We start from the raw sequence: 11,947 nt of genomic DNA, 5'->3' as shown, positions 1-11,947 counted from the left end.
CGGATGACCCACCGCCGGCGATGCGGGACGGCCGGCCGCCGTCCCGGGTCGCTTCATGGGAGAAGGACACGTGCACACCCTTGCCGTGGCCAGGGCGGTGCATGGCATCGAACCCCTGGTCGCAGCTGAGATCCGCCGTTCCCGGCTCGGCTCCGTCCGCGGGTTGCGCCATCGCGAGGTCTGGTTCGACACGGCCGACCCCGGCCCCGGGCTGCTGGGGCTGCGGACGGCCGACGACGTGCTGCTGGTGGCGGCCGTGGTGGACGGGGTCGGCCACGGCCGCCTCGCCCTGCGCCGCCTGGCGGCCGCCGCCCGCGCCCTCCGCGCCCTGCCGCCCCGCCCGCTCCCGCACCGGGACGCGGCCGGGGTCGAGGTGTCGGCCACGTTCGTCGGGCGGCGCGCCTACACGCGCCACGACATCGAGGACGCGGTCGGGGCCGAGCTGGGCCGCCGGCTGCGGCTGCCCTACCACTCGCGCGCCGGCGGCGCCGTGCCGCCCGCCGGATGCCTGGCGTTCCGGGTGACGATCCAGGGCGAGCGCGCCGTCATCGGCCTGCGCCTGGCGGTCCGGCCCCTGCACCGCCGGCCGTACAAGCTCGGGTCCGTGCCGGGCAGCCTGCACCCGCCGCTCGCCGCCGCCATGGCGGCCCTCGCCCGCCTCGACGGCGCCCGCACCGTGCTCGACCCCTGCTGCGGCGCCGGCACCACCCTCCTCGAGGCCGCCGCCGTCGCCCCCCACGCCCGCTTCCTCGGCCTGGACCACAACCCCGCCGCCATCACGGCCGCCACCACCAACGCCACCCACCTGCACACCGCCCCAACGCTCCCCCTCGCCCCCGCGTACAGTGCGGGCACCCCTGAGGCGAGCACCCACCCAACGCCCGCCGTCACCCGCGCCCCCGCGGAGGAGCGCGCCGCTGCCGGGGCCGTCTCCAGGGCAGACGGGCCCGTGGCGGTCGCTTCCGGCCGGTTCTGGTGGGGGGTGGCGGACGGGGGGCGGGTTCCGCTGGGGGACGGGGTGGTGGATCGGGTGCTGGTGAATCCGCCGTGGGGGCGTCAGGTCGCGGCGGGCGGGCTGCTGGCCGGGGATCCCGGGAGGCTGTGGCGGGAGGTGCGGCGGGTGCTGGCGGCGGACGGGCTGGTGGTGGCGCTGGTGCACGACGGGGTCCCGGACGGCTTCACCGTACGGGAGAGGGTGCGGGTGAGTTTGTCGGGCCGGCACCCGGAGCTGGTCGTGCTCAGCCCCGGGCAGGCCCGAGCCAGGACAGGACGAGGTCGTTGACGGCCGCCGGGCGCTCCAGGTGGAGGAAGTGCCCGGCGCCGGCGACGGGTTCGGCGCGGGAGCCGGGCGGCAGCGCGGCGGCGGCGTCCTTGACCAGGTCGGCGCCGATGCAGCCGTCGCGTTCGCCGTGGAGGTAGAGGATCGGCGTGGCGGCGGCGGCTCCGGCGGCGGGGTGGCGGCCGGAGGGCGGGGCGGCGCCGAGCATGGCCCGGTAGTAGCCGATGGCGGCCGACAGGTGGGCGGGGTCGCCGATGCTGCGGCGGACGAGCTCCAGGTCGTGGGTGGCGTCGTAGCCGGGTGACCAGTCGGCCCAGAGCCCTTCGAGGAACCCGGGCGCCGACGCGGCGGTCTCGGCCAGTCCGGTCTGGAAGAGGAACACGTAGAACGACCGTTTGAGCTGCTCGTAGTGCAGGAAGGCGGCGCGGAGGACGGCGGGCGGCGGGACGGCGAGGGTGACGGCGGCGCGGAAGCGGTCGGCGGTGGCGTACACGGGGACGGCGCCCCAGTCGTGGCCGACGATGACGGCCGAGTCGTCGCCGCCGAGCCGCTCGTGCAGGGCGAGGGCGTCGGCGGCGAGCGCGTCGCCGTCGTAGGCGGCGTCGGCGGGGATCTCCGTGGGCGCGTAGCCGCGCATGAACGGCGCGACGGCGCGGTAGCCGCGGGCGGCGAGCGCGGGCACGAGGTGACGCCAGGTGTGTGCGGTGTCGGGGAAGCCGTGCAGGCAGAGCGCGAGCGGCCCGTCCCCGGCGGTGAGGTACGCGAACTCCACCCCGTTGGCGTGGATCGTCCGGATCTCCACGGGTCAGCCTGCCGCGATGAGGTCGGCCGCCTTCTCGCCGATCATGATGGCGGGGGCGTGGGTGTGTCCGCGGTTGAGCGTCGGCATGATCGACACGTCGGCGACCCGGAGCCCGTCGAGGCCGCGCACGCGCAGTTGCGGGTCCACGACGGCGTCCTCGTCGGCGCCCATCCGGCAGCTGCCGACCGGGTGGTAGAGGGTCTCGCCGCGCTCGCGCACCCATTGGGCCAGCTCGTCGTCGGTCTCGGGCGCGGTGTAGGGGGGCATCGGGCCGCCGGCGTACGGCTTCATGGCGGCGCTGGCGAACACCTGCTTGGCCACCTTGAGCCCGGCGACGAGCCGTTTCACGTCGGCTTCCTTGGTCAGGTAGCCGGGGTCGACGAGGACTTCGCGGCCGTTGAGCCCGATGCGGCCCCGGCTCTCGGGCTGGAGCAGGGTGACGCCGACGGTCAGGCCGTGGCCGGTGGGCGGGGTGAGGCCGTGGTCGATGAACGGGCCGGGCGCGAAGATCAGCTCGATGTCGGGGGCGGGCTCGGCGGGCGTGGTGCGGATGAACGCGACGGCCTCGCCGACGTTCGTGGTGAGCATGCCGGAGCGCAGCACGATGTAGCGGAGCAGGTTGCCCAGCGACTCGGCCTTGGTCAGCGTGACCGGCTGCTTGCAGGCGACGAACACGCCGGACGACAGGTGGTCCTGGAGGTTCTTGCCCACTTCGGGCAGTTCGTGGACGACGGCGATCCCGGCGTCGCGCAGTTCGTCGGCGGCGCCGACGCCGGAGCGCATGAGCAGGTAGGGGGAGCCGATGGCGCCCGCCGACAGGATGACCTCCCGCCGGGCCCTGACCTGGGCGCCGCCGCTGTGCTCGATGCCGACGGCGCGCCTGCCGTCGAAGACGACGCGGTTCACGTCCGCCTCGGTGATCAGGGTGAGGTTGGGGCGTTTGAGCGCGGGGCGCAGGTAGCCGTCGGCGGCGCTCCAGCGGCGGCCGCGGTCCTGGTTGACGGGGGTGGGGCCGTAGCCGTCGTTGACGTGGCCGTTGATCTCGTCGGCGCGCCGCAGGCCGAGCTCGTCGCACGCCTTGAGGAAGGCGGCGGTGGTGACGTTGGGGCTGCGCAGCTCGGAGATGAACAGCGGCCCGTCGGTGCCGTAGACGCCGCCGTGGTTGCTGCCGACCCGGCGCTCGGCGCGTTTGAAGTAGGGCAGCACGTCCTCGTACGTCCAGCCGGGCACGCCCCACTGGTCGTAGTCGAGCGCGCAGCCGCGCACCCACATCTGGGCGTTGATCGACGAGGAGCCGCCGAGGACCCGGCCGCGCGGCCAGTAGAGCTCACGCCCGGCCATCTCACTCTGCTTGGCCGTGGTGTAGTCCCAGTCGTAGCCGGTCTTGAACAGCTTGGCGAAGCCCGCGGGCATGCGGATCTCCAGCTTGTCGTCGCGGCCTCCGGCCTCGATGAGGGCGACGGTCACCGCCGGGTCCGCCGACAGCCTGTTGGCCAGCACGCACCCTGCCGAACCGGCTCCGACGATCACGTAGTCGTACTCCATGGCCACTCCTCAGTGATGTGCTACTTGCTTACTCCAGGCGACGGGGCGCGTCCATACATACTTGTGACCTCTGTTACCTACCAGTCGGTATGGTCAGGCTGACAGGATGTGCCCAAGCACCTGGATGAGGGAGGAAAGGCATGCTCAACCTGTCGAGCGTCCTGGAGGACAGCGCGCGCAACACCCCGGATGCCACCGCGATCGTCTTCGGGGACATGCGACTGCCCTACTCCATGATCGACACGGTGGCCTGCCAGGTCGCGAACCTGCTCGTGTCGCGCGGCATCGGCAAGGGCGACAAGGTGGCGATCGCCTGTCCCAACCTGCCCTACTTCCCGTTCGTCTACTTCGGCATCCTCAAGGCCGGGGCGACGGTGGTGCCGCTCAACGTGCTGCTGCAGTCGCGGGAGATCGCCTACCACCTCGACGACAGCGACGCCAAGGCGCTGTTCTGCTTCGAGGGCACGCCGGAGCTGCCGCTGGGCGAGCGCGGCAAGGCGGGGTTCGAGGCGGCCGAGGGGTGCGAGCACTTCTTCGTGCTGCCCGCCACGGCGCTGGCCACGGAGTCGGAGTACGGCGAGTCGATCTGGGCGGCGCTGGGCGGGATGTCGGGCGAGTTCGAGACCGTGCAGACCGCGCCCGACGACACCGCGGTCATCCTCTACACCTCGGGCACCACGGGCCGCCCCAAGGGCGCCGAGCTCAGCCACCAGAACATGGTCATGAACGTCATGGTCAACGACAAGATGTTCCCGCGCACCGAGGGCGGCGACACCTATCTGGCGGTGCTGCCGCTGTTCCACTCCTTCGGGCAGACGGTCATCCTCAACACCGGTTTCATGCGCGGCGCGACGCTGGTGCTGATGCCGCGCTTCGAGCCGGGTGAGGCGCTGGCCATCATGCGCGCCGAGGGGGTCACGTTCTTCGCGGGCGTGCCGACCATGTACTGGGCCCTGCTCACCAAGATCCACGCCGACGGCGAGGAGGCCCCGTCCACGCTGCGGATCGCGGTGGCGGGCGGCTCGGCCTCGCCGGTCGAGGTGCTCAAGGACTTCGAGAAGACGTTCGGCATCCCGATCCTGGAGGGCTACGGCCTGTCGGAGACCTCGCCGGTGGCGAGCTTCAACCAGCTCGGCCGGCCCACCAAGCCGGGCACGATCGGCACCCCGATCTGGGGCGTGGAGATGCGGCTGGTCGACCCCGACTGGAAGACCGTCGAGGGCGAGGGCCCGGGCGAGATCGCGGTGCGCGGCCACAACGTCATGAAGGGCTACTACGGCCGCCCCGAGGCCACCGCCGAGGTGATGCGCGACGGCTGGTTCCGCACCGGCGACATCGCCACCCGGGACGCCGACGGCTACTACTCCATCATCGACCGGGCCAAGGACATGATCATCCGCGGCGGGTTCAACGTCTACCCGCGCGAGGTGGAGGAGGTCCTCATGGGCCACGAGGAGGTCTCGCTGGCCGCCGTCGTCGGCGTCCCGCACGACTCCCACGGCGAGGAGATCAAGGCGTACGTGATCCGCACCCCGGGATCGTCGCTGACCGAGGACGACCTGATCGCCTGGAGCCGCGAGGCCATGGCGGCCTACAAGTACCCGCGGGTGGTCGAGTTCCGCGACGCGCTCCCGATGACGGCGACGGGCAAGATCCTCAAGCGCGAGCTGCGCTGACGCCGAAACTTTCAGCCGCCGACGCCCTCCCAGCTGCGTGCCGGGAGGGCGTCGTCGTCAGGGCATTGCTCGATCGAAATTTTCTGTCCACACTCGAAATGTTTCAGTTCGAGGGAGAGGAACTCGATGAGCATCAGATCCCGGATCGCGGGAGCCGTGGCGGCGGCCGTGACGATCGCCGCGGCGGCGCTGGCCCTGGCGCCGCCTGCCGCCTCGGCCCAGCTGACGGAGGTCACCGGCTTCGGCACGAACCCCACCGGCCTGCGCATGCACCTGTACGTGCCCGACGGCGTCGGCGCGCGCCCGGCGGTGCTGGTGGCCGTGCACTACTGCACCGGGTCGGGACCGGCGTTCTACTCCGGCACGGAGTTCGCCTCGCTGGCCGACCGGCACAAGTTCATCGTCATCTACCCGTCGGCCACCAGAAGCGGCTCCTGCTACGACGTCTCCTCGCCGCAGGCGCTGCGGCACGACGGCGGCAGCGACCCGGTCGGCATCGTGTCCATGGTCCGCTGGGTCGAGCAGCGCTACGGCGCCGACCCCGGCCGCACCTACGCGGTGGGCGCCTCGTCCGGCGGCATGATGACGAACGTGCTTCTCGGCGCCTACCCTGACGTGTTCGAGGCGGGCGCGTCGTACATGGGCGTGCCGTTCGGCTGCTTCGCCACCACCGACGGGTCGAGCTGGAACAGCGCGTGCGCCAACGGCCAGATCAGCCGGACGCCGCAGCAGTGGGGCGACCTGGTCCGCGCCGCCTACCCGGGCTACGGCGGCGCCCGGCCGCGCATGCAGATCTGGCACGGCACCGAGGACAGCACGCTGCGCTACCCGAACTTCCAGGAGCAGATCAAGCAGTGGACGAACGTCCACGGCCTGAGCCAGACGCCCGCCCGCACCGACCAGCCGCAGCCGTCCTGGACCAGGACCCGCTACGGCGGCACCGGCACGAACGTGGCCGTCGAGGCCGTCAGCCTCCAGGGCGTGGGCCACAGCCTGCCGGTCGGCGGGATGGCCGGGGCCACGATCGACTTCCTCGGCCTGTCGGAGCCCGGCCCGACGACCTCCCCGAGCATCACGCCCACGGCCACGACCACGGCGACGCCGCCGCCGGGCGGGTGCCGCGTCACGTACACGATGAGCACCTGGAACACCGGGTTCACGACCGCGGTCACCATCACGAACACCGGCTCCACCCCGGTGTCGGCCTGGTCGCTGGCCTTCACGCTGCCGCAGGGGCAGAGCGTCACGGGCGCGTGGAACGCCACGCTGTCGCCGTCGAGCGGCCAGGTGACGGCCAGGAACGTCGCCTACAACGGGGCGATCGCGCCGGGCGCGTCGGCGTCGTTCGGCTTCCAGGCCACCCACTCGGGCGACACCGCCGAGCCGGCCGCCTTCACCCTCAACGGCTCCCCCTGCGCGACGGCCTGACCACCGGGCGGTGGGATGGTTGTCCCATGTACGTCGTCTTCACCGGCGGGCCCGGGTCCGGCAAGAGCACGCTCGTCGAGGCTCTGCGCGGACGCGGGCTCGCCGCCATGCCGGAGGCGGGCCGGGCGATCATCCGGGAGCAGGCGGCCATCGGCGGCACCGCGCTGCCGTGGGCCGATCCCGGGCTGTTCGCCGAGCTGATGCTCTCCTTCGACCTGCGCTCCTACCGGGAGGCCCCGGAGGACGGCACGGTGCTGTTCGACCGGGGGGTGGTGGACGTGGCCGCCTACCTCACGCTGTCGGGCCTGCCGGTCCCGCCGCACGTGCGCGCCGCCGCCCGGGCCGTGCGCTACGGGCGGGTGTTCGCGGCGCCGCCGTGGCCGGAGATCTACGAGCGGGACGCCGAGCGCAAGCAGGATCTCGCCGAGGCCGAGCGCACCTACGAGGCCTGCGTGGCGGCGTACCAGGAGTACGGCTACGAGCTGGTCGTGCTGCCCCGGGCGAGCGTCGAGGAGCGGGCCGGGTTCGTGGCGCGCGAGCTCGGGACGGGCGGCTAGAAGAGGGCTTCGATGCGGTCGAGGTGCTCTTCTCCCCAGGTGCCGAGCGGGGCGAGGGCGGTGTTGAGCGACTGGCCGAACTCCGTCAGCGAGTACTCGACCTTCGGCGGCACCTGGTGGTAGACCTCGCGATGCACCAGGCCGTTCGCCTCCATCTCGCGCAGTTGCTGGATCAGCACGCGCTCGCTGATGCCGGGCACCGCGCGCCGCAGCTCGCCGAACCGCACCGGGCCCTCGCCCAGCGCGAACAGGATCAGGCCCTTCCACTTGCCGCCCATGACGGCGATGGCGGCGTCGAGCCCGCAGGTGAAGGTCCGTGTCATCAGCGCCTCACTTACCTCGATGTCAGTACCCGACAAACTAGTAGGTACTTGAGCAAATGTCAGCGGAGGGGCCAGCATGTGACCTGATCAACCGATGGGAGAACACCTATGACCGACGTGACCGTTCTCGGCCTGGGCTCGATGGGCGCGGCGCTGGCCGGGGCCTTCGTCGACGCCGGGCTCCGGACGACCGTGTGGAACCGCACCCCGGAGAAGGCCGCGCCCCTGGTCTCCCGGGGAGCCGAGCGGGCGGCGGACGTCGCCGGCGCGGTCGCGGCGAGCCCGCTCGTCGTCGCCTGCCTGACCACCTACGCCGCCACCCGGGAGGCGCTGGAGCCGGCCGCCGGAGCGCTGGCCGGGCGCACCCTGGTCACCCTGAACAGCGGGACGCCCGCCGCGGCCCGCGACCTGGCCGCCTGGGCCGCCGGGCACGGCGCCCGCTTCCTCGACGGCGCGGTGAAGAACGTGCCCTCCGCCGTGGGCGCGCCGGACACGCTGCTCTACTACAGCGGCGACCGGGCGGTGTTCGACGAGCACGAGAAGACGCTGCGCGTCCTCGGCGGCGACACCGTGCACCTGGGCGAGGAGCCGGACCTGGCGGCGCTGTACGAGAGCGCGGTCGGCGGCATCCTGCTGCCGGCGCTGCTGGGATTCCTTCAGGGCGCGGCGCTGGTGACGGCCCGGGGCCTGGAGGCGCGCACGCTGGTGCCGTACTCCGTCAAATGGCTGGAGATGATCGGGTCCGTGCTGCCGGAGCTGGCCAGGGAGATCGACTCCGGAGACTACGGCGAGCCCGCCTCCGCCATCGGGCTCTTCCACGCGGGCCTGGACGAGGAGCGCTCGCTCGGCGACGAGGCGCGGGTGGACGTCTCCTGGCAGGCGCCGATGCACGACCTGATCGAGCGGGCCGTGGCGCAGGGGCGCGGCGACCAGAGCATCTCGGCGCTGATCGAGCTGCTCAGGGCGGCGTGAGCCCGGTCAGCGGCGGTCGAGGCCGGACAGCTGCCAGGCCAGGCGGCGGCGCACGGCCGGGAGGCGGCCAGCGGCCGTCAGGACGAGGTTGCGCAGCGGACGCCAGGCCGCGCGGGCGGTGGCCAGGCGGGTGAGGCGGCCCGCCAGCGCGACGACCTTCCCGGCGACGGGCCGCCGGGTGGCCGTGTGGGTGTCGAGCAGGGTGTCGGGCTCGCCGTCGAGGACGCGGGCGAGCAGCTCGGCGAGGGTGACGGCGTCCTCGATGCCGAGGTTCATGCCCTGGCCGCCGGCCGGGGAGTGCACGTGCGCGGCGTCCCCGGCGAGCAGGACGCGGCCTCGGCGGAAGGTGCCGGCGACGCGGTGGTGGACGCGGAAGCGCGAGCCCCACACGACCTCGTGCACGACGGCGGGCGACGCCTGCGGGCCCCGGGCGTCGAGCAGCGCCTGGACGAACGCGGTGTCCGGCTCGCGCGGGGCCTCGGCGACGGTGGCGACGACGCGGTGCAGGCCGCCGGGGAGCGGCGCGACCACGACGAGCCCGGCGGGTGAGAAGTAGAGGATGACCTCGTCGTGCGGCACGCCGCCGCTCAGCCGCACGTCGGCGAGGGTGAACGACTCGGCGTACGTGCCTCCGTCGAAGGGGATGCCGGTGGCCTCCCGTACCGTGCTGTGCATGCCGTCGGCGCCGATCAGGTAGGTGGCGCGCAGCCGCCGGCCGTCGTCGAGCGTGGCGGTGACGCCGCCCGCGTCCTGCTCCAGGGCGGTCAGCGTGACCGGGCGCAGGACCTTTCCGCCGAGCTCCTCCAGGCGGGCCAGCAGGAACGCCTCCGTGTCGGCCTGGGAGATCATCAGCGTGTACGGGTAGCGGGTGGGCAGGTCGCCGAACGGGACGGGCACGAGCAGCCGGTCGCGGTCGCGGATGGTGAAGCGGGGCGTGTGGACGCCGCGCCCGGCCAGGGCGGCGGCCACTCCGTACGGCTCCAGCAGTTCCAGGGTGCGGGCGTGGACGACGGCGGCGCGCGAGGTGTTGGCGCCTTCGGCCTGGGCGTCGAGGATGGTCACCGCGTGTCCGCGCTGGGTGAGCACGAGGGCGGCGGTGAGGCCGACGGGACCGGCTCCGACGATGAGGACGTCCATGGGTTCCTCCAATTGCCAACGCTTGTAGGCATCACGCTAGACAGCGCGGCCAAGGAAGTCAACAGTTGTTGGCCTACAGTTGTTGGCATCACGGAGAAACGTCCCGGCTCCCACGGACGATCAGAACGGGAAACAGGTCAATCACGGGGAGACGACGATGGACAGCGGCAGGCTCGCGGTGCCCGGGGCGGAGCTGTACTACGAGGTGCGGGGAGCCGGACCGGTCCTGCTGCTGATCAACGGAGGCGACGGCGACGCCGGCCTGTACGCGCCGCTCGCCCAGCAGCTCGCCGACCTCTACACGGTGATCACCTACGACCCTCGCGGCAACTCCCGCAGCCGCCTGACCGGGCCGGCGGGCGAGCAGCGGCTGCCCGAGCACGCCCGCGACGCCCACCTGCTCGTGCGCGCCCTCACCGCCGAGCCCGCCTACGTTTTCGGCACCAGCTACGGCGGCATGGTCGGCATGCACCTGCTCGCCCAGCGGCCCGAGCAGGTGCGGGCACTGGTGGCGCACGAGCCGCTGCTGACCGAACTGCTACCCGACGCCGCGCGCTGGCGGGCGCTCTTCGCGGAGGTGCGCGACACCCTCGACCGCGACGGCGCCGGGCCCGCGGTGCGGCGGCTGTCGGAGGCGCTGGGCGTGCCGGCCCCGCCCGACCCGGACCCGGCGCAGCCCGCGCCGGTCGCCGAGATGCTCGCCCGGGTGGCGGCCAACCTGGAGTTCTGCCTGCGCTACGAGCTGTGCTCGTTCACCGGCTACCTGCCGGACGAGGAGGCCCTGCGCCAGGGCCCGTTCACGCTGGGGAGCGGCGCCGAGACGCATCACACGCCCGGCCGCCGCACCGCCGAGATCCTGGCCGAGCGGCTCGGCATCGACATCGCCGAGTTTCCCGGCGGGCACGTGGGCTTCCTCACGCACCCGGCCGAGTTCGCCAAGACGCTGCACGAAGTGCTGGACCGCTGATCAGGGCCAGTCGCGGGCCGGGCGCAGCGGCATGCCGGAGCGGCCGTCCTCGTCCAGCTTGACGCCCAGCACCTGGTGGAGCTGCACCTTGTTGCGCTCGAAGCCGACGATGCAGCCGGCCATGTACAGCGCCCACACGCGGGCGGTGCCCATGCCGACCTCCTCGACCGCGTCGGCCCAGTTGGCGTCGAGGTTGTCGCACCAGACCCGCAGGGTCTTGGCATAGTGCTCGCGCAGGTTCTCCTCGTGGCGGATCTCGAAGCCGAGGTCCTCCATGTGGCGGATCAGCGTGCCCACCGACTCCAGCTCCCCGTCCGGGAAGACGTAGCGGTTGATGAAGCCGCCCTTGTTGAACGTCTTCTCGGTCCCCGTCGGCCGCGTGATGCAGTGGTTGAGCATCCGGCCGCCCGGCTTGAGCTTGCCGTTGAGGAACGTGAAGTAGGAGCGCAGGTTGGCCGCGCCGATGTGCTCCGTCAGGCCGATCGAGCTCACCGCGTCGAATCCCGACTCGGTGACGTCGCGGTAGTCCATGTAGCGGACCTCCGCCAGGTCCTGCAACCCGGCGTCGGCGATCGCCTTCTGGGCCCACTCGGCCTGCTGCTTGCTCAGCGTCACGCCGAGCGCCTTGACCCCGTAGTGCTCGGCCGCGTGCATGACCATGCCGCCCCAGCCGCACCCGACGTCGAGCAGCCGCATCCCGGGCTTGAGCCCGAGCTTCCTGGCCACCAGGTCGAACTTGGCGAACTGCGCCTCCTCCAGCGTGGAGTCCTCCTCGGGGAAGGCCGCGCACGTGTAGGCCATGCTCGGGCCGAGCACCCACCGGTAGAAGCGGTTGGACACGTCGTAGTGGTGGTGGATCGCCTCGGCGTCACGCTGCTTGGCGTGCCGCGAGCCGAGCCGGGCCAGCGTGCTCTGCCGCATCTCCTGCGGAGGCGGCGGCACCCGCATGAGCAGCGGCTTGACGCCCAGCGACCGCACCGCGGCGAGCTTCTCCGCGGTCGTCAGGTCGTTGGTCGTGATGTTCCACATGCGGTCGAGCAGGGTGTAGAGGTCGCCGTGCACGTCGATGTGACCGGAGACATACGCCCTGGCCAGACCCAGCTCACCCGGAGCCTGGGCCAGATAGGCGACCGCGATCGGGGACTTGACCTCTATCGCGATGTCGGCGCCGTCAGGCCCCGCCTTGGTGCCGTCATACGCCATGAACGCGATGTTGGCGTCCGAGCCTACGATTTTCTCGAAGATGGACGCGAGAGCCATC

General features: G+C 72.5%; 12 protein-coding genes. 6 read left to right on the top strand and 6 right to left on the bottom strand.

What is annotated here, in order from left to right; translation table 11 throughout:
* Positions 1 to 70: 70 nt before the first annotated feature.
* Positions 71 to 1,282, top strand: coding sequence for a methyltransferase domain-containing protein (locus tag ACBI99_RS08305; protein ID WP_375072014.1), 1,212 nt, complete (start codon positions 71 to 73; stop codon positions 1,280 to 1,282).
* Here the strand turns inward: ACBI99_RS08305 and ACBI99_RS08300 are convergent.
* Both ACBI99_RS08300 and ACBI99_RS08295 read right to left on the bottom strand, forming a co-directional pair.
* Positions 1,239 to 2,081, bottom strand: a complete 843-nt coding sequence (locus ACBI99_RS08300) for an alpha/beta fold hydrolase (RefSeq protein WP_219508324.1) — start codon at positions 2,079 to 2,081, stop codon at positions 1,239 to 1,241. The two genes, ACBI99_RS08305 and ACBI99_RS08300, sit on opposite strands and share 44 nt — an antisense overlap.
* A 3-nt stretch (positions 2,082 to 2,084) precedes the next feature.
* On the bottom strand, positions 2,085 to 3,626 hold the full coding sequence (locus ACBI99_RS08295; protein ID WP_375072013.1) for a GMC family oxidoreductase: 1,542 nt from the start codon (positions 3,624 to 3,626) through the stop codon (positions 2,085 to 2,087).
* A 140-nt stretch (positions 3,627 to 3,766) separates the two neighbouring features.
* On the opposite strand from ACBI99_RS08295, the gene ACBI99_RS08290 reads away from it, so the two are divergent.
* Entirely contained in the window at positions 3,767 to 5,302 is a 1,536-nt protein-coding gene (locus tag ACBI99_RS08290; protein WP_219508322.1) for a long-chain fatty acid--CoA ligase, read from the top strand.
* An 11-nt stretch (positions 5,303 to 5,313) separates the two neighbouring features.
* Here ACBI99_RS08290 and ACBI99_RS08285 read toward each other — a convergent pair whose 3' ends face one another.
* Positions 5,314 to 5,436: a hypothetical protein gene (locus tag ACBI99_RS08285; RefSeq protein WP_357588579.1), complete on the bottom strand. Its 123-nt coding sequence runs from the start codon at positions 5,434 to 5,436 to the stop codon at positions 5,314 to 5,316.
* On the opposite strand from ACBI99_RS08285, the gene ACBI99_RS08280 reads away from it, so the two are divergent.
* Together ACBI99_RS08280 and ACBI99_RS08275 are read left to right on the top strand one after the other, a co-directional pair.
* Positions 5,429 to 6,730, top strand: coding sequence for a PHB depolymerase family esterase (locus ACBI99_RS08280; RefSeq protein WP_375072012.1), 1,302 nt, complete (start codon positions 5,429 to 5,431; stop codon positions 6,728 to 6,730). The genes ACBI99_RS08285 and ACBI99_RS08280 overlap by 8 nt on opposite strands.
* Before the next feature lie 26 nt (positions 6,731 to 6,756).
* Positions 6,757 to 7,287 (top strand): AAA family ATPase, encoded by a 531-nt coding sequence (locus ACBI99_RS08275; RefSeq protein WP_357588583.1) that lies wholly within the window; start codon positions 6,757 to 6,759, stop codon positions 7,285 to 7,287.
* Here the strand turns inward: ACBI99_RS08275 and ACBI99_RS08270 are convergent.
* Positions 7,284 to 7,610: a helix-turn-helix domain-containing protein gene (locus ACBI99_RS08270; RefSeq protein ID WP_219508319.1), complete on the bottom strand. Its 327-nt coding sequence runs from the start codon at positions 7,608 to 7,610 to the stop codon at positions 7,284 to 7,286. The genes ACBI99_RS08275 and ACBI99_RS08270 overlap by 4 nt on opposite strands.
* A 108-nt stretch (positions 7,611 to 7,718) precedes the next feature.
* Between ACBI99_RS08270 and ACBI99_RS08265 the strand changes: the two genes are divergently transcribed.
* Positions 7,719 to 8,582, top strand: coding sequence for an NAD(P)-dependent oxidoreductase (locus tag ACBI99_RS08265; protein ID WP_219508318.1), 864 nt, complete (start codon positions 7,719 to 7,721; stop codon positions 8,580 to 8,582).
* A 6-nt stretch (positions 8,583 to 8,588) separates the two neighbouring features.
* Here ACBI99_RS08265 and ACBI99_RS08260 read toward each other — a convergent pair whose 3' ends face one another.
* Positions 8,589 to 9,719 (bottom strand): NAD(P)/FAD-dependent oxidoreductase, encoded by a 1,131-nt coding sequence (locus ACBI99_RS08260; RefSeq protein WP_219508317.1) that lies wholly within the window; start codon positions 9,717 to 9,719, stop codon positions 8,589 to 8,591.
* 157 nt (positions 9,720 to 9,876) lie between these two features.
* On the opposite strand from ACBI99_RS08260, the gene ACBI99_RS08255 reads away from it, so the two are divergent.
* The gene (locus ACBI99_RS08255) at positions 9,877 to 10,686 is read left to right on the top strand and encodes an alpha/beta fold hydrolase (RefSeq protein WP_375072011.1); all 810 of its coding nucleotides are present in this window, start codon (positions 9,877 to 9,879) and stop codon (positions 10,684 to 10,686) included.
* Here ACBI99_RS08255 and ACBI99_RS08250 read toward each other — a convergent pair whose 3' ends face one another.
* On the bottom strand, positions 10,687 to 11,946 hold the full coding sequence (locus tag ACBI99_RS08250; RefSeq protein ID WP_219508315.1) for a cyclopropane-fatty-acyl-phospholipid synthase family protein: 1,260 nt from the start codon (positions 11,944 to 11,946) through the stop codon (positions 10,687 to 10,689). It abuts the gene before it with no gap.
* Between the last annotated feature and the right edge of the window lies 1 nt (position 11,947).

It is taken from the genome of Nonomuraea sp. ATR24, from assembly GCF_041950485.1.
GTDB lineage: Bacteria > Actinomycetota > Actinomycetes > Streptosporangiales > Streptosporangiaceae > Nonomuraea > Nonomuraea ceibae.
Note: the sequence above shows the minus strand (reverse complement) of the source record. Positions and strands in the feature narration are given on the sequence as shown.

Excerpts from the sequence above, each read along its gene's own strand:
- ACBI99_RS08295 (WP_375072013.1), bottom strand. The coding sequence starts at position 3,626 with ATGGAGTACGACTACGTGATCGTCGGAGCCGGTTCGGCAGGGTGCGTG.
- ACBI99_RS08290 (WP_219508322.1), top strand. The coding sequence starts at position 3,767 with ATGCTCAACCTGTCGAGCGTCCTGGAGGACAGCGCGCGCAACACCCCG.
- ACBI99_RS08280 (WP_375072012.1), top strand. The coding sequence starts at position 5,429 with ATGAGCATCAGATCCCGGATCGCGGGAGCCGTGGCGGCGGCCGTGACG.
- ACBI99_RS08285 (WP_357588579.1), bottom strand. The coding sequence starts at position 5,436 with ATGCTCATCGAGTTCCTCTCCCTCGAACTGAAACATTTCGAGTGTGGA.
- ACBI99_RS08275 (WP_357588583.1), top strand. The coding sequence starts at position 6,757 with ATGTACGTCGTCTTCACCGGCGGGCCCGGGTCCGGCAAGAGCACGCTC.
- ACBI99_RS08270 (WP_219508319.1), bottom strand. The coding sequence starts at position 7,610 with ATGACACGGACCTTCACCTGCGGGCTCGACGCCGCCATCGCCGTCATG.
- ACBI99_RS08265 (WP_219508318.1), top strand. The coding sequence starts at position 7,719 with ATGACCGACGTGACCGTTCTCGGCCTGGGCTCGATGGGCGCGGCGCTG.
- ACBI99_RS08260 (WP_219508317.1), bottom strand. The coding sequence starts at position 9,719 with ATGGACGTCCTCATCGTCGGAGCCGGTCCCGTCGGCCTCACCGCCGCC.
- ACBI99_RS08255 (WP_375072011.1), top strand. The coding sequence starts at position 9,877 with ATGGACAGCGGCAGGCTCGCGGTGCCCGGGGCGGAGCTGTACTACGAG.
- ACBI99_RS08250 (WP_219508315.1), bottom strand. The coding sequence starts at position 11,946 with ATGGCTCTCGCGTCCATCTTCGAGAAAATCGTAGGCTCGGACGCCAAC.